We start from the raw sequence: 21,542 nt of genomic DNA, 5'->3' as shown, positions 1-21,542 counted from the left end.
CTCAGCCCCCCATCACCTCGTCGTAGAACGCACGCATGCCGCCCTCGAGAAAGTAGTAGCGCTCGTCCTCGATTCCGAGGTCGCGCAAGCGGTACTGCAGCCAGCGGACCTGCTGGCCATGCTGGTCAAAGAACAGCAGGGTATCGGCCTCCTCGGCCGCCGCCAGCAGGGCATCGTCCAGCGCCGGCGGGTCGTTCACCGGCAGAACCCGCTCCTGACCGGCAAACAGGGCGATGTCGTCGTCGTCCATGGCCCCGCCGACATCCAGCAGCTGTGTGTCGGCCTCCTGCGCACGCCGGGCGAAGGTCTCGCTGTCCAGCAGGCGGGCCTCGAAGCTCTCGTCCGAGATCCGCTCATCGCTGTCGAATTCCTCACCCCACAGCCGGGACAGTCCGGGGTAGCTCTCTGCCCACTCACCGATGCCGGCATCGTAGGCCAGGGCGTCGGAAACCCCGGCGTCATGGGCCAGAGCCACCGCGCGGTAGGCCCGATCGCTGACACGACCGTTCCCATAGAACACCAGCGGCCCGCCCTCGCTGGCCTCCAGCTCGCGCACCCGTTCGGTGAACTGCGGGTCGTGCAGCTCCACGTGGTGGGCATCACGCATGCGCACCACGTCGAATTCCGCCGCGGGACGCACGTCGATCAGGGTCGAGTCGCTGAACTGCCCGCGCAGATCGAAAAGATCGATGGCCTCGACGCCGAAGCGTTCGTAGAGATGACGCCCGGGGAATTCCACCAGCTGGGCGGAGAGCGTGACCGGCGCGAGCAGCAGTCCGACGCTCAGTGCGACGGTACCCGTACGTACGGCGAAATGATGAAGGCGCATGCAATCTCCATTGGCATGTTGCACGAAAGGCGCCGCAAGCCGGCGGCATGTTCCACCCGACGCCCCGTGCATGCCGTTTATTCCGACGTACAGTGTAAGGGAACCGCCGGCCTACAGCAGGACCTTTTCGATACCTCCTTCACGGGCCCGATCGATAAAGCCCTTCTGCCAGTCCTCGCCCAGCAGGCGGTTGGCCATCTCCACCACGATGTAATCGGTGTCCAGGCCGGTGTCCTCGCGATAGCGCGACAGGCCCTGCTGGCAGGCCGGGCAGGAGGTCAGCATCTTCACGTTGCCGTTCTGTGCCTTTTCCTCGCCGGTCAGCTGCTTGATGCCCTTGTGCAGCTCCTCCTGCTTGCGGAAGCGCACCTGGGTCGCGATGTCGGGGCGGCTCACCGCGAAGGTACCCGCCTCGCCGCAGCAGCGATCGGACTTCAGGACCTCCTGGCCCAGCAGCTTGCCGGCGACCTCGGTCGGCTTGTGCGATTTCATCGGCGAATGGCAGGGATCGTGGTACATGTACTGCACGCCCTGCAGCCCTTCCAGCTTGATGCCCTTCTCCATCAGGTACTCGTGGATGTCCAGCAGCCGGCAGCCCGGGAAGATCTTCTCGAACTCGTATTTCAGCAGCTGATCCATGCAGGTGCCGCAGGACACCACCACCGTCTTGATATCGAGATAGTTCAGGGTGTTCGCGATGCGATGGAACAGCACCCGGTTCTCGGTGCTGATCTGCGATCCCTTCTCGAAGTCACCGCCGGCGTTCTGCGGGTAACCGCAGCACAGGTAGCCCGGCGGCAGCACGGTCTGCGCGCCCGCGTCGTAGAGCATCGCCAGGGTCGCCAGGCCGACCTGGCTGAACAGGCGTTCGGAGCCGCAACCCGGGAAGTAGAACACCGCGTCGGAATCCATGTCGGTCTTCACCGGGTCGCGCAGGATCGGCACGTAGCGCGAGTCCTCCAGCCCCAGCATCTGCCGCGTGGTCTGGCTGGGCAGCCCTGCCGGCATGGGTTTCTTCACGAAATGCACGACCTGCTCGTGCACCGGCGCCTTGCCGGTGGTCGAGCGGGGCGTCTTGCCCTCGCCGGTCAGGCCGAGCTTCTTGAACGACCAGTGCCCCAGACGCTGGGCCGCATAGCCCATCTGGATCGCGCCCTTGCGGATGCCCTTCACCGCGGCCGGATCCTTGGTGTTGAGGAACGCCATGGACATCATGGTGGCCGGCGATGCCTTGCGCTTGCCCTTCTTGTTGAGGATCGAGCGCATGTGCATGGTCACGTCGCCGAAGTCGATGTCGACCGGGCACGGGTTCAGGCACTTGTGGCAGATCGTGCAGTGATCGGCCACGTCGTTCATCTCCTCGAAGTGATTCAGCGACAGCCCGCGCCGGGTCTGTTCCTCGTAGAGGAAGGCCTCGACGATCAGGCCGGTCGCCAGGATCTTGTTGCGCGGCGAGTACAGCAGGTTGGCGCGCGGCACGTGCGTGTTGCACTCGGGCTTGCACTTGCCACAGCGCAGGCAGTCCTTGATCTCGTCGTTGAGATCGCCCAGCTCGCTCTGTTCGAGGATCAGCGCCTCCTGCTTCACCAGACGCAGCGACGGCGTATAGGCGTTGTTCAGGCCGGAGCCCTCCAGCAGCTTGCCGGCATTGAACACCCCGTTCGGGTCGATCTGCTTCTTGTACTTCGCAAACGAGTCGATGCGTTCGCGATCCAGGTACTGCATCTTGGTCAGGCCGATCCCGTGCTCGCCGGAGATCACCCCGTCCAGTTCGCGCGCCAGGCGCATCACCTCGTCCACCAGACGCTCGGCCTGGTGCATCATCGGGTAGTCGTTGGAATTGACCGGGATGTTGGTGTGCACGTTGCCGTCGCCCGCATGCATGTGCAGGGCGATGAACAGCCGGCTGGTGAGCACGCGGTCGTGGATCGCGGTCAGGCGCTTGCGCACCGACTCCATCTGGTGGCCGTTGAAGATGTCGAACAGCGGCCGTTCGACCTCCGCGCGATAGGAGATCCTCAGGCTGCGGCGCAGCAGCAGATGGATCAGCTTGTCATGCGGGCGCATGTCCGCGCGGGCCGCATCGTCCAGCAGCGCGTCGCACTCGGAGGCCAGGGTGTGGAAGTTGTCGGCGATGCGCGACCAGCGATCGCGCACCGATTCCAGCACCTCGACCGCCCGCTGGCGCTTGGTCTCGAACCACTGCTGGCCCTCGCCCTCGGCATCCTCCAGCAGCTCGCGCAGCTCGGGATGGTCGCCGCGCATGCATTCCAGCATCTCGTCGACCATCGCCAGCTTGTTCGTCAGCGACTCGCGGACGTTGAGGGTCTCCACCCCTTCGGTGTACTCCGCCAGGCGCTCCAGCGGGATCACCACGTCCTCGTTGATCTTGAACGCGTTGGTGTGGTGGGCGATGGCCGCGGTGCGGGCGCGATCGGCCCAGAACCGCTTGCGCGCCTCCGGGCTCACGGCGATGAAGCCCTCGCCGTTGCGCGCGTTGGCCGCGCGCACCATCTGCGCGGCCAGGCGGCCCAGCGCGTCCTCGTCATCGGACACGATGTCCGCCACCAGGACCATCTTCGGCAGGTCGCCGCGCGCACCCTTTGGGGTGTACTTCACCGCCCGCACGTAGCGTTCGTCGAGGTGCTCGAGGCCTGCCAGCAGAACGTTCTCCTCGGCATCCACCGCATCCTTGATCTCGACGATCGCCGGCACCGCCTCGTGGAGATCAGTGCCGTAGAACTCCAGGCACACGGTGCGGGCATTGTCCGGCATGCGATGGAGGATGAACTCGGCCGAGGTGATCAGACCGTCGCAGCCCTCCTTCTGGATCCCGGGCACGCCCATCAGGGTCTTGTCGGTGACATCCTTGCCCAGCCCCGTCTTGCGGAACTGCGCCCCCGGCATCTCCAGGATCTCCGGCTCGCCCTTCCGCGTCCGGCCGTCCGCCTCAAACCGGGTCACGCGGAAGCGCACGGTCTCCGCGTCGTGGATCTTGCCCAGGTTGTGATCGAGGCGCTCGATATACATCCAGTCCGCCTCGGGGGTCACCATGGTCCAGGCAGCCAGATTGTCCAGTGCGGTACCCCATAGCACGGCCTTCTTGCCGCCGGCATTCATGGCCACGTTGCCGCCGATGGTCGAGGCATCCTGCGAGGTCGGATCCACCGCAAACACCAGGCCGTTGTTGTCGGCCAGCTCGGAGACGCGCTTGGTCACCACGCCCGCCTCGACATGCACCACCGGGACTTCACGGTCCACGCCCGGCAGGGTGCGACGCTGCACATCGCCGAGGCCTTCCAGTTTCTCGGTGTTGATGACCGCCGAGCGTTTGGACAGCGGCACGGCACTGCCGGTATAGCCGGTGCCGCCCCCGCGCGGGATCACCGTCAGGCCCAGCTCGATACAGGCCGCCACCAGCGGCCCCATCTCTTCCTCGGAGTCGGGGGTGAGCACCACAAACGGCAGCTCCACGCGCCAGTCGGTCGCATCGGTCACGTGCGAGACACGCGCCAGCCCGCCGAACTGGATATTGTCCTTGTGCGTAAGCCCGTTCATGCGCTTGCGCACCTGCTCGCGCAGCGCCAGCGTCTTGTCGAACTCCTCGGCGAACGCGGTCAGCGCCGCCTGGGCACGCCGGGCGAGGGTCAAGGCCTTCTCGTTGCCCTCGGCGCGGGCCTCGATCTGGTCGAGGCGATGCTGCATCGCATCGATCAGCGAACGGCGCCGCTTGCGGTCCCCCAGCAGATCGTCCTGGATGTAGGGGTTGCGCGTGACCACCCACATATCCCCCAGGACCTCGAACAGCATGCGCGCGGACACGCCGGTACGGCGTTCGCCACGCAGCTCGTTGAGCAGCTCCCAGGTATCGGACCCGAGGAAGCGGATAACGATTTCGCGGTCGGAGAACGAGGTGTAGTTGTACGGAATTTCGCGCACGCGTTCGGCGGTCATTGAGGCGGGGCCCCCTGATCGAAGTGAAGCGCAAGATTAACGGCGACCGCGGACGAAAGCACGAAGTCGCACTCGTGGTCCATTCTTTTGGCGCCAAAGTATTTGCCCGGAACCGCACGGCGCGGTTCCGGCGCATGGCGACCAACGTTACACCGGGGCCAGCGACGTTACAGGTAGGCCAGCAGCCCCACCGCACCGACCACGATCAGATAGATCGCCACAACGTAATTCAGCAGCCGTGGTTTGATCAGGATGAGGATACCCGCGCCAAGAGACAGGAGGGCCGTGAGCAGGCCAGCGTCAAGCTGCAGTGTCATGCGGAAAAACTCCTTTGGCCCGCTGCCACCCCCGGCAACGGCGGACCGTCACGGTGCGAGGAAGCGCGGTCAGAAAAGCTTGGATTCCATCTCCAGAAAGACCGCGTTGGCGTTGGAGCGGTTGGTCTGGTCGAACGCCGGCAGGTCCTCGTATTCCGACCAGTCCATGGCGGCGTAGGCCTCTTCGAACGACATCATATCCTCGACCGACTCGGCCATGTGCTCGCGCAGTTTGATCAGATAGTCCTTGGTGAAACGCACCGCGCGTTTGGCGTTGGAGGTCCCGTCTCCGTGCCCCGGCACGAGGAAGGTCGGCTCCATCGCCTCCACCCGCTCCAGGCGTTCCACCCAGTTGCCCGAATCGAGGGCATCGTCGCCCAGGAACGGGATCCGCCCGTCGAACACGATGTCACCGGCGAAGACCACACCGGTCTCCTCGACCACCATGATCACGTCGTCGGGGGAATGCGCCGGACCCGCATGCAGCAGCCGGAAAGTCTTGCCGCCCAGTTCAATGGTGTATTCGTCATCGAACAGCTCGTCGGGCGGAATCACCTGCGTATCCTCGTCCACCCACGGGTACAGCACTCCGCGGCGCTGCTCCAGGCGGTTCTCCGCGGCCGGCCCGCGCAGATAGTCCTGCGCGCGGCGCTGGCCGATGATCCGCGCCTCGGTGTGGTCGGCGAAGGCCTGCAGGCCGTAGACATGGTCCGCGTGGTAGTGCCCGGCGATCACGTACCGGATTGGCTGCTCGGTCACCTCGCGGATGCGCCGGATCATCTCGAACCCCAGCGCCGGGGTCCCCAGCGCATCGTAGACCACCACGCCTTCGTCGGTGACCACGAAGCCGGCATTGGAGGTATGTCCCTCGTTATCCGGGCCGGGGATACCGGACAGACCGACCATGTACCAGGCATCGGTCCCTTCCACTTTCTGGGCGCTGGTGTCGACGGTCACCTCGGGATACGGGTTCTCGGGTACGGACATGACTTCTCCTCGCTCGTAATCTGGGACTGACTATAGACCACAGACGCATGGAGAAGACGCGACATTCCGCGGGAAACAGGACGAAGCTGCACGAGTGCGTTGCGCCACTGCGCTCCGCCGAACCTTCCAGGTTCTCATCCTGGCCGGTCATATCCATGGAAAAGGGCCCCGCGAGGGGGCCCTTTTCCATGGATGGCTGGGGGACCAGGGTTATTCGGCGCTGCGCGCCTCACCCTTCGGGCCGCCCACGCTGCGCGTGTGCGTTGCTCCGCTGCGCTCCGCCGAACCTTCCAGGTTCTCATCCTGGCCGATCATATCCATGAAAAAGGGCCCCGCGAGGGGGCCCTTTTCCATGGATGGCTGGGGGACCAGGATTCGAACCTGGGTTGACGGAGTCAGAGTCCGTAGTCCTACCGCTAGACGATCCCCCAATTCCGGCCGATGCCCGCGGCGCGGGCACTCGGCATGAACCGGATTAGCGCTTGGAGTACTGCGTGGCGCGACGGGCCTTGCGCAGGCCGATCTTCTTCCGCTCCACCTCGCGCGCATCACGCGTCAGGTGGCCACCGCGGCGCAGCGGGGAGCGCAGGTCTTCATTATACTGAACCAGAGCACGGGCGATACCCAGACGGATGGCGCCGGCCTGACCGTTACCGCCACCGCCGTTGACCGTGGCGACCACATCGAAGCCGTCGGCGGCCTCGGCGGCTTCCAGCGGCTGGCGGACCACCATGCGCGAGGTCGGACGCCCGAAGAACTCGTCCAGCGGGCGACCGTTGACGGTCACGTTGCCCGAACCGGGACGCAGAAAGACACGCGCGGCAGCCGTCTTGCGGCGACCCGTACCGTAATACTGATTCGTAGCCATTGGAATCGTTTTCCCTGTTTCTGGTGAGCGGCGCCGCGGCTCAGATGTCCAGCGGCTGCGGCTGCTGGGCCTCGTGCCGGTGTTCGCTGCCGGCATAGACCTTGAGCTTGCGGAACATCGACCGGCCGAGCGGGTTCCGCGGCAGCATGCCCTTGACGGCCAGCTCGAGAACCTTCTCCGGATGACGTTCGATCATCTGGGTGAAATTGGCTTCCTTGATGCCGCCCGGATACCCCGTGTGGCGATAGTACATCTTGTCGGAAGCCTTGTTGCCCGAAACCCGGATCTTCTCGGCGTTGATCACGACGATGTAGTCACCGGTGTCCACGTGCGGCGTGTAAACGGGCTTGTGCTTTCCGCGCAGCCGACGCGCGATCTCCGTGGCGAGTCGACCCAGGGTCTTGTCACTGGCGTCCACAAGGAACCAGTCGCGTTCGACTTCTGCCGGCTTGGCGCTGATGGTGCTCATGTATCGATGCTCCGATGTCGGGGCGATTCAGAAAGCGCGGAAGAATACCGTGTCATGCACCGTTATTCAAGGGACGCATGTTTCCTCCGCACAAAAAGAAGGGGCCGCCCCGAAGGACGGCCCCGTCGCGTGCACTCAGCGGGAGTTACATCGCGCTTTCGGCCTGCTCCTGCACTTCCTGCATCAGCTCGGGGTCGTTCTGCAGGGCCATCGCGACCTCGTTGTACTCCTCGACGCTCATGCCGGCATCTTCCACGGCCGAGACCATCTCGTCCTGGGCCTCCTGCTGCATCTGCTGCGCCTGAGTCTCGTCCTCGGCCTCCTGCAGCCGGTCGGCGAAGTCCTCACGGACCTGCTGGACGCTCACGAAGGCCTCGACAAAGGTGTCGATGTCTTCATCGGACAGGTCCACCTCGGGGGCTTCCTGCTGCATGGGCGCGCCACCACCTTCCGGCGGGGCACCGCCCTGGGCACCGCCCTGAGCACCACCTTCCGGCGGGGCGCCACCCTGGGCACCACCTTCAGGGGCACCCCCCTGGGCGCCTCCACCCATGCCGTCGCCGCCGGTCTGCGCGGAGGCCACGCCACCGATGGCGAACATGGACGTCAGGGCGAAGGCGAGTGCGGTCTTGCGAAAGTTCATCATGATCATTGCTCCTGGTTGATCGGTCATTCGATCAGTTGTCAGTTCACTACTGCATTGAATGTCGGTTATCGGTCGGAGTCGGACTCCATACCCGGCGGCAGATCTTCTTCCGGGGGCTGCTGCATCCCGCCCTCGAGGTCCGGATCTGCCTCGGGACCCTCGCCGGGACCCGGAGGCGGTTCTGCGCCCGCAGGCGGTTGCGCGCCACCGGGCGGATCGGCAGGTGGCGGACCGCCGCCCGGGGCATCACCCCCGGCGGGCGGCGCACCACCCGGTTCGGCGGGGCCACCAGGGGCACCGCCCGGGGCGTCACCCGGTGCATCGCCCCGGGGGTCGGTCCGCTCCGGACCGGTGCTGCCCGGGGGCGCATCCGGTGCCGGAGGGGCTCCCGCGCCCGGGGGCTCCTGACCAGGGGGCGCCTGCTCGGGAGCCCCGGTGCCCGGCGCACCCGGTTCACCACCCGGCGGGAGGCCACGCTCCTCGCCAGAGCCGCCCGGCGGCAGGCCGCCCTGGTCTCCGGCGGCGGGCGGCGGGCTGGTTTCGCCCGGAGGCGGCGCCCCGCCCGCCTCGGGCGGCTGTCCCTGCGACGGTGCCCCGCCGCCACCAGGCGGCATACCTTCGGGCTGGCCCGCCTGGGCACTGGCAGCCCCGGAGAAGCCGAAGCTCATCAGGGAGCCCAGGGCTACCGCCATGGCCGTCTTGCGGAATGCTGTCATTCGACCTCCTGCAAATTGCGGGACATTCAGGGTGCCGGCCTTGCCGACTGCCCGTAACCCAAGTGTTTGCAAGGCGCGGGCCAATCGCGAAGGACTTACTCAAAAGCAATCAAAAACAGGGGGATAGGCCGGATCAAGCCCAACGAAAACACGCAGAAAAATCGAGGGTGACACGGGTCACTTCGACCCAGTGTGTCAGATTGATACGTATCACCATGGCCATCGCCGGACCTGGCGACGCGGATTTCAGGAGGATTCGGCTTCGCCGATCTTGCGATAGAGCGTCTTGCGACCGATCCCGAGAATGCGCGCCGCACGCTGCTTGTTGCCGTCGCAGTACTCCAGCACGCGCCGGATGTAGTCCGTCTCGAGCTCGGCCAGGGTCGGCCACCGTTCGTCGGAACTCCCGCCCCCGGAGGTCACGGGCGCTGCGATCGCACCCGGTCCCGGCCCCGAAGTGCCAACCGCGTCGCGAACCCGGTCCGGCAGGTCCTGCAACTCGATCTGTTCCCCGGCGGAAAGGGTAGCCGCCCGTTCCATCAGGCTGGAGAGTTCACGCACGTTGCCGGGAAAGCTGTACCGGACCAGGGCACGCATCGCCTCGGGACTCAGGCGGCGCTCCGGCAGCCCGTGTGCCAGCGCATGCTGGCGCAGGAACTGCAGCGCGAGGCGCTCGATATCCTCGCCGCGGTCGCGCAGCGGCGGGATCTCGATGCGGAAGGTCTCCAGTCGGTAGTAGAGGTCTTCGCGAAAGCGCCCCTCGGCGATCCGTTCGGGGATGTCCTGATGCGTCGCGGCGACGATGCGCACGTCGGTAGCCACCTCCTCGTTGCCGCCCACCGGGCGCACCCGCCCATCCTGCAGCAGACGCAGCAGCTTGCTCTGCATGGCCACCGGCATCTCGGCGATCTCGTCGAGGAACAGGGTGCCGCCGTCCGCCTCGCGAAACAGCCCGCGACGTGCGCCCCGCGCGCCCGAAAACGCACCCGCGACATGCCCGAGCAGCTCCGACTCCAGAAGGGTCTCGGGGATGCCGGCGCAGTTGAGCGCCACGAAGGGGCCGTCGCTGCGGCTGCTCTCGGCATGCAGTGCCCGGGCCACCAGTTCCTTGCCGGTCCCCGATTCGCCGGTGACCAGGACCGAGCCATCGGACGCCGCGATCCGCCGGATCAGATCGTACAGGCGCAGCATCGCCGGGCTGCTGCCCTGCATGCCGTGGAAGTCTTCGCCGGTCGCCAGCAGCTCGCGGTACTGGCGCACCTCGGCCTGCAGCCGCCGCGCTTCGATCACCCGGTCCACGGACAGTCTCAGGTGGTCCAGGTCGACGGGCTTGGTAAGGAAATCGTCCGCCCCGGCCTTGAGCGCGGACACTGCCTGGTCGATGGTGCCGAAGCCCGTCAGCATGATGAAGCCCGGCTCCGGGACGACGCCCCGCGTGGCCTCCAGCACCCGGAAGCCGTCCGCGCCCGGAAGCCGCAGATCGCTGACCACCAGACCGAAGGGTTGCTGTTCCAGGGACTCGACGGCCTCCTCCGCGCTGCCCACGGCGACCACCGGATATCCGGCCTCGCGCAGTTCCTCGATCAGCAGCTCGCGGTGGCCGCGGTCATCCTCCACCACCAGCACGGCCTCCGGTGCGCTCATGACGAACCGGCCTCACGCGGCAGATGCAGCACGAAACGGGTTTCCCGGGGTTCGCTGCGATCCAGCTCGATCACCCCGCCGTGATCCTCCAGGGCGACCTGCGCCACCGCCAGCCCCAGTCCGGTCCCCTCGCCGGCGGGCTTGGTGGTGAAAAACGGCTCGAACAGGCGCTCGGCGGTCTGCGCATCGATCCCGCCGCCGCCGGTGGGGCCATCGTCCGCAATTGTCACCCGCACTTCGTCCTCCAGCGCCTCCCAGGCGATCCGGACGCGGGACCGGGCCGCCTGGCTGCCGTTCTCGATCAGGTTTTCCAGTGCCTGCCCCAGGCGCAGGCGATCCGCGGGAACCTGCAGGGGCTCACCGTCGAGTTCGAAACTCACGTCGGCACACTGCCCCCGACCGCGCACGCGCGCCACCAGTTCCCGAACGAGCTCATCCAGATCCACGTTGCGGCGCTGCAACGGATTGCGCCGGGCGAAATCCAGCAACTGGCGGACGATGGTCTCGACCCGTTCGGTCTCGGCCATCAGTTCCTGCATCTCCTTGCGCGCCGGATCATCCGGGTCGAGGCGCCGAGCCGCACGCTGGGCTCGCCCCGCGATGATCCCCAGCGGGGTCCCCAGTTCGTGCGCCACCCCCGCCGCGAGCTGGCCGATTGCGGCAAGTTTCTCCGAATGCCGCAGTTTCTCTTCCAGTGCGCGCTGCTCGGCCCGCTGCGCCTCCAGCGCCGCCTCCGAGGCCTCGCGCCGTTCCAGCATGCCGTTCATGGTGACCGCCATGTGGCGCAGTTCCGCCGGCCCGGTCTCCGGAGCGCGCACACCACGCACGCCGTCGCCGATGTCGTGCATCACCCCGGTCAGGCGTTGCACGTGACGCCCCACCGTTCGCTGGTAACCGATCAGCACCAGCGCGAGGAACACCACCGTCGCCGCCCCGGTCAGCACTGCCCCCTGCCAGCGCAGCTGGGCAACATAGGCACGAAAGGGCGACACGTCACGGGTGACCTGCAACAGGCCCACGATGCGTCCGGCGTGATCCGCCAGCGGCAGAAAGAAGGAGAAGACCTCGCGCCCGCGGTGTTCGTCGAACGCCCCTAGGGTGCCGGCCTCGCTGATGGCCTGGACCTCGCCGCGATGCTGCAGCGACGGGCTGGGGGGCCCGGAGGTCGCCACCGTGTCGCCGTCGGCATCGTAGACATAGACGCCGAACACCTCGTCGATCTGGAACAGCGAGTCCAGCGATTCCTGCACCGCGGCCACGTCCTGCTCGACGATGGCCGTGGACACCGGCAGACGGATGGTACGCGCCACCAGCTCGATGTCGTCCTGCATGCGCTCTTCCATCTGGGTCTGGAATTCCTGCAGGCCCAGCGTAACCACCCCCCCGACCAGCAGCAGCAGTGGCAGCAGGATGTACATCACCACAACGGTGCGCAGGCTGTTCAGGCGCCGGGTCAGAAAAAACCGGATACGTCTCCACATGGTCGCCATGGTAGGGTGCGGAGCCGGGCAATGCGAAAAACGGGCAAAAAAAAGCGCGGGAACGAGCCCGCGCCAAGAAAACCACCAAAGGAGGATGGAGGAGTCCGCCGATGCTGTCAGGGGGGACAACATTCAGCGTATGCAGATACTCTAATATTAGGAACTTCCTGTCAAGCACGCCCCGCGAGCGACGAACGAAAGAAGCGGTCGCGCCAAACCGGTTTTTCTCCTAAGCTTGCAGTCTGCACACCCTTAAGACGTGTGTCGGGCCGTCCTATTCCCTGTTTTTCGGGGATCCCGCCGGCCCTGCCCGCCATGCCCTCTCACGAGACCGATGCTGCGATACCGCACCCGCCCCGTAACCCCGCTGGAACAGAACGCCACCCTGATCTGGTGCGATGCCACCGGCCGAGCGGCCTGGGTCGACCCCGGCGGCGAGGCCCCGGCACTGCTGGCCTGCGTGCATGATCAGGGACTGGAACTGGATTCCATCCTGCTGACCCACGGCCACCTGGATCACGCCGGCGGTGCGGCCGAACTGGCGCGGCTGTCCGGCGTGCCCGTCGTCGGCCCGCAGCGCGAAGACGCGTTCTGGCTCGAGCAGCTGCCGCAGCAGGCCGCGATGTTCGGATTTCCGGAGATCGCGCCGCTGACCCCGGATCGCTGGCTGGACGACGGAGAGACCCTGGAGCTGGGGAATGAACGGCTGCAGGTACTGCACTGCCCCGGGCACACCCCGGGCCACGTGGTGTTCTTCAGCCCGTCCGCGCGGCTGGCGCTGGTGGGGGACGTGCTGTTTCACGGCGCGATCGGGCGCAGCGATTTCCCCGGCGGCAACGGGCGCGTGCTGGTCGATTCGATCACGCAGAAGCTGTGGCCGCTGGGGGATGACGTCCGTTTCGTCCCCGGCCACGGCCCGGAATCCACCTTCGGCGAGCAGCGCCGGCGCAATCCGTTCGTCGCCGATCACGTGCTCGCCGGGTGAACCCCGGCGCGGGGCCCGCCTCAGGCCCCGGCGCGCAGCGCGGCGATGCGCTGTTCGATCGGCGGATGGCTCATGAACAGCTTCTTCAGGCCCTGCGCCATGCCTCCACGGATGCCGAAGGCGGCCATCTGATCCGGCATGTCCACCGGCCGGCCGGAGGCCCGCGCCAGCGACTCCAGCGCCCCGATCATCTTCTCGCGTCCGGCCAGCTCGGCCCCGGCCTGGTCGGCACGGAACTCGCGCTGGCGCGAGAACCAGAACACGATGATGGAGGCCAGGATCGCGAGGATGATCTCGGCGACGATGGCGGTGATCCAGAACGCCGGGCCGTGACCCGACTCGTTCTTGAACACCACGCGATCGACAAAGTGCCCGATCACGCGCGACAGGAAGATCACGAAGGTGTTCACCACGCCCTGGATCAGGGCCAGGGTCACCATGTCGCCATTGGCCACGTGGCCGACCTCGTGGCCCAGCACGGCCTCGACCTCGCCCTGCCCCATGTTCTGCATCAGCCCGGTGCTGACCGCGACCAGCGCGTTGTTCTTGCTCATGCCGGTGGCAAAGGCGTTGGGGTCCGGCGAATCGTAGATCCCGACCTCGGGCATGCCGATGCCCGCCTGTTTCGCCTGGCGCTGGACGGTCTCCAGCAGCCACTGTTCGGTGGCATTGCGCGGCTTCTCGATCACCTGGACCTTCATGGTCTTCTTCGCCATCCACTTGGAGATGGCCAGCGAGATGAACGAGCCGCCGAAGCCGAACACTGCGGCGAAGATCAGCAGGGCCGTCAGGTCGAGATTGACCCCCTGCTCGTCGAGGATGCTCTCCACCCCGAGGATGCGCAGCGTGATGCTGAGCACGATCAGGATGGCGAAGTTGGTGGCCAGGAACAGCAGTATGCGTTTCATCGGATGAACTCGATCTCCGTTGCGGATGGGCTCTTCGGACGGAGTATTAGATAAGGGCGATACTCGAGGGTTCAAGCCCCCGCGGAACCGGCAGCAAACACACGCCCGCCCGCATGTCGTATGATTCGGGGCCAGACGGGCCTTCCCGAGAGAACGTGCATGCGGGCACCCCCGACCCCCGAAGACGAAGACCGGCGACTGGCCGGAGTGCGTCGTCTCCTGCTCGAAGAGGCCGACGGAGACCGTCTGTTCGCCCCGCTGCTGCGTCAGACGGCGGCGCGCCTGGAGGTCCCGATCGCGGCGGTCTCGGTGATCGACCACGACCACCAGCGCCTGCTGGGGGACCACGGCGCACGCCACCGCCGCATTCCACGCGAGGTCTCGTTGTGCGCCCATGCCATCGCCACCCCGCAACACACCACCGTCGTCGGGGACGCGGCCGCCGACCCCCGCTTCGCCCGGAACCCGCTGGTGGCCAACGAACCGGGTGTACGCTTCTACGCCGGCGTGCCGCTGACCCTGGACGACGGTGTCGCGGTGGGGACGCTGAGCATCATGGACACCCGGCCGCATGAGCCGGACACCGAGCAGATCGCCGCCCTCGAGGACTTCGCCGAACTCGCCGCGCAGATCCTGCGCTCGCAGTCCCTGCGCAAGGACTACACGGCCGCGCGCTCCGGCGAGGAACAGCACAGCCGCAAGCTGCACGCCATCCTCGAGACCGCGGCGGCCGGCATCATCCAGATCGATACCAACGGCCGGATCGAGAGCTTCAACCCTGCCGCGGAACGGCTGTTCGGCCACGCCGCGGACGACGTGATCGGGCATAACGTATCCATGCTGATGCCGGACCCGTGGGCCAGCCAGCACGATGACTACCTGCACCACTACCAGACCACCGGCGAGGCGCGCATCATCGGGATCGGCCGCGAGGTCCGCGGCCTGCACCGCGACGGCAACACCTTTCCGATGCAGCTGGCGGTCAGCGCCATCCGGATCGACGGCGCCGAACACTACATCGGGATCATCAACGATCTCACCGACCTCCACGAGGCACGCGACCGGGAACTGCGGGAGACGCGGCTGTTCAACGCGGTGCTCACGGGAGCCCCCAACCCGATTTACGCCAGTGACGCCGACGGCCGCTACATCGTCGCCAACCCGGCGTGCGAACCCCTGCTGGGCTTCGACCCGCAACTGGCCCTCGGTCGCACCGCGCACGACCTGTTCGCCCCCGAAGTGGCCGACTACACCCGCAACCTGGACCGCGAGGTGATGGCCACCGGCGAGACCCGCACCCAGCCGCTGCACTTCGAACACCACGGCCGGACCTGGGAACTGGAACTGATCAAGACCCCGCTGTCCGGCCAGGACGGCCAGCCGGAGGGGGTCATCACCGTCGCCCACGACCTCAGCGAGATCAAGCGGGCCCAGGAGGCACTGCGGGAGGCCGAGCGCCGGCGCAGCCTGTCGCACCGCTTCGCGCGCATCGGCAACTGGAGCATCGACCTGCCCGATGGCCGGCTCCACTGGACGCCCGAGGCCGCGGCCCTGCTGGAGGGGGGCGCGCACCCGGCACTCGAGGCCCCGCAGTTCCTGACCGACATCGTGCACCCGGAGGACCGCCCGCGGGTCGAGGAAGCCCTGGCAGAAAGCCTGCGCTCACTGCAGCCGCTGGACATCGAATTCCGCATCCGCACCTCACCACCGCGCTGGCTGCATGCGCAGGGCGCGCCGGAACACGATGAACGGGGCCGTCCGCAGCGCCTGCTGGGCGTGCTCCAGGACATCGACGCCTACCGCAACGCCACCATGGAGCAGCAGCGCCAACAGCTCCTGCTGGAGGCCATGCGCCTGGCCACCACCCACTACATGGAAACGGAATCCGGTGCGGAGGTCTGGCCGTTCCTGCTATACGCCCTGCTGCAGGTCACCGACAGCCAGTACGGGTTCATGGGCGAAACCGAATGGCATCATGGACAGCCGCGCCTCAGGATTCACGCCATCACGAACATCGCGTGGGACGAGGCCTCGGCTCAGCTCTACGAAGACCTGCTCACGGGTGACCAGCGACTGTGCGGAACCGACAACCTGATCAGTCGTGTGCTTCGGGATGGCCAGATGCTGATCGCCGACGACATCACGAAGGACCCGCGGGCCGGGGGGCTCCCCGAGGGACACCCCGATCTGGGGGCGTATCTGGGCATGCCGATCTACCATGGCGATGAACTGGTGGGCATGTTCGGAATCGCCGGCCGCCCGGGCGGCTACGACGAGGCGCTTGCGGATTTCCTCGCCCCGTTCACCTCGACCTGCGCGATCCTCATCAACGCGTTGCATGACCGCGAGGCGCGCCGCCGCGACCGCGAGGAACTCGAACGGGCCATGCACCGAGCCGAACGCGCAAGCCAGGCCAAGTCGCAGTTCCTTTCAAACATGTCGCACGAGCTGCGTACACCGCTGAACTCCATCCTCGGCTTCTCCCAGCTGCTGGCAGAAAGCCCGCGCGAACCGCTGAGCCAGCGTCAGGCTCGCCAGATCGCCCACATCCGTCAGAGCGGCACCCACCTGCTCGACCTGATCACCGATGTCCTCGACCTCTCGCGCATCGAGACCGGGCGCCTGACCCTGTCGCTGGAGCCCGTCGACATCGACGCGATCCTGCACGAGGCGCTGGAAATGGTGCGCCCGCTGGCCCGCGAACGCGAGGTCAGCCTGCATCACGCGGCCCCGGACCACGACTGGCCACCGGTGCACGCCGACGCCACCCGCGTACGCCAGATCCTGATCAACCTGCTGACCAATGCCATCAAGTACAACCGCGACCACGGCCGCGTGGAGGTCGTGGTGGATCCCGAGGCCCCCGCCCCGGAACACCTCGACGGAGCGGTCCGCGGGTACCTCGCGGTGGAGGTCCGGGACACCGGACCCGGGATCCCGGAGGAGCAGCAGCACCGCCTGTTCCAGCCGTTTGAACGCCTGGGCCAGGAAGGCGGAGGCGTCGAGGGGACCGGCATCGGCCTGGTCATCGCGCGCGAACTCGCCGCACGCATGGGCGGCAATCTGGACTACACCAGCACGGTGGGCGAGGGGTCCTGTTTCCGCATCGTACTGCCGCGCGGCGAACATACAGGAGCACCCGAGGAAGCCCCGCGGCCTGCCTCCACAGGCGCTCCGGGCGAAACCTCCGGGGAGGCGGAGGACGCGCGCCCGGCCCGCTGCCGGCGGGTGCTTTACATCGAGGACAACCCGGTCAACGTGGACCTGATGCGCGAACTGATCGACAATCGCGGGAATACCGAACTGAGCGTGGTCGGCAGCGCGGAACAGGGCCTGGCCACCGCGCGCGAGTGGCAGCCGGATCTGGTCATCCTGGACATCCACCTACCCGGCATGAGCGGCACCGCGGCGGCCCGGGTCCTGAAATCCCGGCCGGATACCCGCCACATCCCGCTGATCGCCCTGACCGCCGACGCGTCCCGCGAGCGCGTCGAGGAAGGGAAGCAGAACCCCGATTTCGAGTACTATCTGACCAAGCCGCTGGATATCCCTGCCTTTCTGCAAACCCTGGACCGGCTCCTGCAGCCGGCCGACTGACGTCCGAGTCCGTCCCCGACATGCCGACACCCGAGCACAGCCAGACCGCCGCCCGCATCCTCATCGTGGACGACAACCCGATGAATGTGGAGCTCCTGAGCACCATCCTGGAAGATGCGGGGTTCACGAACGTGCACGGCGAGACCCGCCCGCAACGGGCACTGGATACGTGGCGCGAGGAGGCCTTCGACCTGCTCCTGCTGGACATCCGCATGCCGGGCATGGACGGCCACCAGGTGATGGAGACCCTGAACGCGGAACTGGGCGAAGGCGACTGGCTGCCGGTGATCGTTCTGACCGCGCAGATCGACCCGGACACCCGGCAGCGGGCCCTGGAGGGCGGTGCCCTCGATTTCATCACCAAGCCGTTCGACGCCTCCGAGGTGGTCCAGCGCATCAGCAACCTGCTGCGGGTGCGCGCCCTGCACAATGCCACATACAACGAGGTCCAGGACCTGTCGCAGAGTCTCGAGACCCAGTCCCTGACCCTGCAGCGCAAGGACCGGGATCTGGAGTACCTCGCCCACCACGACCTGGCCACCGACCTGCCCAACCGCGCCGCCCTGCTGGAGACCCTGGAGCGCTGGCTCGCGGATGGGCCGGAGAGGGTGATCGACCTGGTGATGCTGCGCGTCAGCGGCCACGAGACGCTGGAACGCATGGAGGGCCATGCGGCCGCCGACCTGATGCTGCGCGAGACCGGCCAGCGCCTGCAGGGCCGCCTCGACGCTGCGGTCGACCGACATGGCGGGATCTGCGGGCTCTGGGGCGGCGCCACCTTCCTGCTGCTGGCCCGCAGCGAGCGCGGGCTGACGGACGACGCCCTGCGGGACATGCTTGACAGCGCCCTGCGGCGCCTGCGGATCGGCCAGTACGAGATGCGCCCGGAGATCGTGGCCGGCCATGCGCGCACCACCGAGGCCGGCCGCGACACCGGGGAACTGATCCGCCGGGTGATGCTCACGCTGTCCAAGGCCGATCGCCGACGGATCCGGTGGCTCACCTACGAGCCCGAGCTGGAACGGGCCGCTCGCCGGCGTCACCGTTTGGAACACGACCTCGCACACGCCCACGACGGTCAGGGCCTGTCGCTGCTGTACCAGCCCAAGATCCACCTGCCCGATGGTGCGGTCACGGGCTTCGAGGCGCTGATGCGCTGGGACCACCCCGAATTCGGCCGGGTCTCGCCGGGGGAATTCATCCCGGTGGCGGAGACCACCGGCGCGGTCGTCAACCTCGGCGAGTGGGCGCTGCGCGAGGCGCTGGCCGCGGCTTCCCGCTGGCGGGCGCTGACCCCCGACTGCCACCCGGTGGCGGTCAACATCTCGGCGCGCCAGTTCGAGGCGCTGACTGCACGCGGCCACACCCTGACCGAGGCCGTACGGCTGGCCCTGGAACACACCGGTACGCCGCCGCAGTGCCTCGAGGTCGAAATCACCGAGACCTCGATCATGCACAACCTCGATCAGGCCCTGCAGGAACTGCACGCGTTGCAGGAGCTGGGAGTCTCCATCGCCATTGACGACTTCGGCACCGGCTATTCGTCGCTGGCCTATCTGCGGCGGCTGCCAGTATCGACGGTCAAGGTGGACCGCGCCCTGGTGGACGGGATCGCCGGGGACCCCGACATGCGCCGCCTGTTCGAGGCCATCCTCGCAGTCAGTCGCGGTTTCGGCCTGAAGACGGTCGCCGAAGGCATTGAGACCGAAGACGATGCCGCGCTTCTGCGGGAACTGGGCTGCCCCGTCGGCCAGGGCTTTCTCTATCACCGCCCGTTGCCGGAGGCCGAGGCCCGCGCCCTGATCCTCCCGGCACAGGACGCCACCGGCGTCAGGCAACGGGGTACGTAGACCCCGCGGTACGGGTCAGCGGCGCACCTCCAGCGAGTCGACCTTCTGATAGCCGCGCGGCAGCTGACGCCCGCGCCGCGTGCGCTCGCTCAGATACTCGCCCCACTCGGCCGGCGCCAGGGCCTTGAAGCGCTTGCCCGCATGCACCACCAGGGTGTCGTCGGGAGTCAGCACCACCACCTGCTGCACCCGCTCCGAGCCGTCCTTGACCGCCGCTGCCGGGATCCCGGCCAGCTTGTTGCCCTTGCCGCGCGCCAGCTCCGGCAACGAGGCCGCCGGGAACACCAGCAGGTAGCCACGGGTCGTGACCACCGCCAGATGGTCGCGCTCCGGATCCGGCACCGCGACCGGCGGCAGCACCGCCGCCCCGGCCGGCACGGTCAGCACGTTCTTGCCCGCTTTCTGCCGCCCCATCAGGTCTTCCAGCCGGGTGATGAAGCCATAGCCGTGGTCGGTGGCCAGCAACCAGCGATCCTCGCCGCTCCCTGTAGCCATGCCGACGAAATGCGCCCCCTCGGCCGGATTCACCCGGCCCGACAGCGGCTCACCCTGACCGCGCGCGGAAGGCAGGCTGTGCGCCTGCAGGGTGTAGGCGCGGCCGGTGGAGTCGAGAAACGCCACCGGCTGGTTGCTGCGCCCGATGACCGCGGCGCGGAAGCCGTCACCGGCCTTGTAGTTCAGGCCGCGGGCGTCCACGTCGTGACCCTTGGCCGCACGCACCCAGCCCTTCTCCGAGAGCACGATGGTCAGCGGCTCCGCCGGCACCAGCGCCGACTCGTCCAGCGCCCGCGCCGCTTCACGTTCCACCAGCGGCGAACGCCGATCATCGCCGTAGTCGGCGGCGTCCTTCTCGATCTCCTGGCGCACGCGGGTCCGCAGGCGACGCTCGGAACCCAGGGTCTTCTCCAGCTGGTCGCGCTCCCTTGAGAGCTCGTCCTGCTCGCCGCGGATCTTCATCTCCTCGAGCTTCGCCAGATGACGCAGTTTCAGCTCCAGGATCGCCTCGGCCTGGGTCTCGCTGAGACCGAAGCGACTGATCAGCTCCGGCTTCGGCTCGTCGTACTCGCGGATGATCGCAATCACCTCGTCGATATTGAGATAGGCGATCAGCAGGCCTTCAAGCACGTGCAGCCGCGCCTGCACCTTCTCCAGGCGCCACTGCAGCCGCCGCCGCACGGTCTCGATGCGGAACTCCAGCCACTCACGCAGCAAGCCGCCCAGGTCGCGCACCTGCGGACGCCCGTCGAGGCCGATCACGTTCATGTTCACGCGGTAGGTCTTTTCCAGATCCGTGGTCGCGAACAGATGCGCCATCAGCGCGTCGACATCCACGCGGTTCGAGCGCGGGGTAATCACCAGGCGGGTCGGGTGCTCGTGGTCGGATTCATCGCGCAGATCCTCGACCATCGGCAGCTTCTTCGCACGGATCTGGCCGGCGATCTGCTCCAGCAACCTGGCGCCGGACACCTGGTGCGGCAGCGCGGTGATCACGATGTCGTCGCCTTCACGTTCATACCTCGCCCGCGCCCGGATCGAGCCCTGCCCGGTCGCGTAGACCTTGCGCAGCTCGGCGGGCGGGGAAATGATCTCGGCCTCGGTGGGGAAGTCCGGCGCCGGCAGGTGCTCGCACAGCTCCGCGACCGTCGCCTTCGGATGCTCCAGCAGATGCACGCAGGCCGCGGCCACCTCGCGCAGGTTGTGCGGCGGGATGTCGGTGGCCATGCCCACCGCAATCCCGGAGCCGCCGTTCAGCAGCACGTTCGGCAGCCGCGCCGGCAGCATCTTCGGCTCCTCCAGCGCGCCGTCGAAATTCGGCACCCAGTCCACCGTGCCCTGGCCCAGCTCGGAGAGCAGCAGCTGGGCATAGCGCGACAGCCGCGACTCGGTATAGCGCATCGCGGCGAACGACTTGGGGTCGTCCGGCGAGCCCCAGTTGCCCTGCCCGTCGACGAACGGGTAGCGGTAGGAGAACGGCTGCGCCATCAGCACCATCGCCTCGTAGCAGGCGCTGTCGCCATGCGGATGGAACTTGCCGAGCACGTCGCCGACGGTGCGTGCGGATTTCTTGTACTTGGCGGTAGCCGATAGTCCCAGCTCGCTCATCGCGTAGATGATGCGGCGCTGCACCGGCTTGAGCCCGTCACCGATGTGCGGCAGGGCACGATCCAGGATCACGTACATGGAGTAATCCAGGTACGCCTTCTCGGTGAAGTCCTTCAGCGGCAGCTGTTCGCCATTGGCGAACGATTCGGGAGTCAGGGAGTGGCTCATGCGCAATTCTCGGCCGGAGG

Annotated in this window: 15 protein-coding genes, 1 tRNA gene and 1 other RNA gene; 3 read left to right on the top strand and 14 right to left on the bottom strand. The window is 67.2% G+C overall.

Translation table 11 applies throughout. The features are described 5' to 3' along the window. Position 1: 1 nt before the first annotated feature. The 12 genes from D571_RS0100235 to D571_RS13480 form a co-directional block, all read right to left on the bottom strand. Positions 2-829, bottom strand: coding sequence for a rhodanese-like domain-containing protein (locus D571_RS0100235; RefSeq protein ID WP_018934669.1), 828 nt, complete (start codon positions 827-829; stop codon positions 2-4). A 111-nt stretch (positions 830-940) separates the two neighbouring features. Then, positions 941-4,783 (bottom strand): DUF3683 domain-containing protein, encoded by a 3,843-nt coding sequence (locus D571_RS0100230; RefSeq protein WP_018934668.1) that lies wholly within the window; start codon positions 4,781-4,783, stop codon positions 941-943. Positions 4,784-4,950: 167 nt separating this feature from the next. After that, positions 4,951-5,100 (bottom strand): DUF3096 domain-containing protein, encoded by a 150-nt coding sequence (locus D571_RS13975; protein ID WP_018934667.1) that lies wholly within the window; start codon positions 5,098-5,100, stop codon positions 4,951-4,953. Positions 5,101-5,169: 69 nt separating this feature from the next. After that, complete coding sequence (locus D571_RS0100220; RefSeq protein ID WP_018934666.1) at positions 5,170-6,087, bottom strand: MBL fold metallo-hydrolase; 918 nt, start codon at positions 6,085-6,087, stop codon at positions 5,170-5,172. A 193-nt stretch (positions 6,088-6,280) separates the two neighbouring features. Next, positions 6,281-6,410: non-coding RNA, RtT sRNA (locus tag D571_RS13970), on the bottom strand. 34 nt (positions 6,411-6,444) lie between these two features. Beyond that, positions 6,445-6,518 (bottom strand) — tRNA-Gln (locus D571_RS0100210). A gap of 44 nt (positions 6,519-6,562) precedes the next feature. Continuing rightward, positions 6,563-6,955 carry a 30S ribosomal protein S9 gene (gene rpsI, locus D571_RS0100205; protein WP_018934664.1) on the bottom strand — a complete coding sequence of 131 codons (393 nt, stop codon included), beginning with the start codon at positions 6,953-6,955 and terminating at the stop codon, positions 6,563-6,565. Between the two features lie 40 nt (positions 6,956-6,995). Then, on the bottom strand, positions 6,996-7,424 hold the full coding sequence (gene rplM, locus D571_RS0100200) for a 50S ribosomal protein L13 (RefSeq protein WP_018934663.1): 429 nt from the start codon (positions 7,422-7,424) through the stop codon (positions 6,996-6,998). Positions 7,425-7,569: 145 nt separating this feature from the next. Beyond that, positions 7,570-8,067 (bottom strand): DUF4168 domain-containing protein, encoded by a 498-nt coding sequence (locus D571_RS0100195; RefSeq protein ID WP_026287448.1) that lies wholly within the window; start codon positions 8,065-8,067, stop codon positions 7,570-7,572. Positions 8,068-8,135: 68 nt separating this feature from the next. Then, a complete protein-coding gene (locus tag D571_RS13965) occupies positions 8,136-8,786 on the bottom strand; it encodes a hypothetical protein (protein ID WP_198003756.1) in 651 nt (216 codons plus the stop codon). A 246-nt stretch (positions 8,787-9,032) separates the two neighbouring features. Further along, a complete protein-coding gene (locus D571_RS0100185) occupies positions 9,033-10,430 on the bottom strand; it encodes a sigma-54 dependent transcriptional regulator (protein ID WP_018934660.1) in 1,398 nt (465 codons plus the stop codon). After that, positions 10,427-11,887, bottom strand: coding sequence for an ATP-binding protein (locus D571_RS13480; protein ID WP_156815749.1), 1,461 nt, complete (start codon positions 11,885-11,887; stop codon positions 10,427-10,429). Before D571_RS13480 ends, D571_RS0100185 begins: the two co-directional genes overlap by 4 nt. Before the next feature lie 358 nt (positions 11,888-12,245). Here D571_RS13480 and D571_RS0100175 point away from each other — a divergent pair, with 358 nt between their 5' ends. Then, positions 12,246-12,896 carry an MBL fold metallo-hydrolase gene (locus D571_RS0100175; RefSeq protein WP_018934658.1) on the top strand — a complete coding sequence of 217 codons (651 nt, stop codon included), beginning with the start codon at positions 12,246-12,248 and terminating at the stop codon, positions 12,894-12,896. Between the two features lie 20 nt (positions 12,897-12,916). On the opposite strand, the gene htpX is transcribed toward D571_RS0100175, so the two are convergent. Beyond that, on the bottom strand, positions 12,917-13,804 hold the full coding sequence (htpX, locus tag D571_RS0100170) for a protease HtpX (RefSeq protein ID WP_018934657.1): 888 nt from the start codon (positions 13,802-13,804) through the stop codon (positions 12,917-12,919). 159 nt (positions 13,805-13,963) lie between these two features. Between htpX and D571_RS0100165 the strand changes: the two genes are divergently transcribed. Beyond that, positions 13,964-17,401 (top strand): PAS domain S-box protein, encoded by a 3,438-nt coding sequence (locus D571_RS0100165; RefSeq protein WP_018934656.1) that lies wholly within the window; start codon positions 13,964-13,966, stop codon positions 17,399-17,401. A 20-nt stretch (positions 17,402-17,421) separates the two neighbouring features. Then, a complete protein-coding gene (locus tag D571_RS0100160; RefSeq protein ID WP_018934655.1) occupies positions 17,422-19,251 on the top strand; it encodes an EAL domain-containing protein in 1,830 nt (609 codons plus the stop codon). Between the two features lie 15 nt (positions 19,252-19,266). On the opposite strand, the gene parC is transcribed toward D571_RS0100160, so the two are convergent. Continuing rightward, positions 19,267-21,522: a DNA topoisomerase IV subunit A gene (gene parC, locus D571_RS0100155; protein WP_018934654.1), complete on the bottom strand. Its 2,256-nt coding sequence runs from the start codon at positions 21,520-21,522 to the stop codon at positions 19,267-19,269. Positions 21,523-21,542: the final 20 nt, after the last annotated feature.

Origin of the sequence: Thioalkalivibrio sp. ALJ24 (assembly GCF_000377785.1) — a bacterium.
Taxonomy (GTDB): Bacteria; Pseudomonadota; Gammaproteobacteria; order Ectothiorhodospirales; family Ectothiorhodospiraceae; genus Thioalkalivibrio.
Note: the sequence above shows the minus strand (reverse complement) of the source record. Positions and strands in the feature narration are given on the sequence as shown.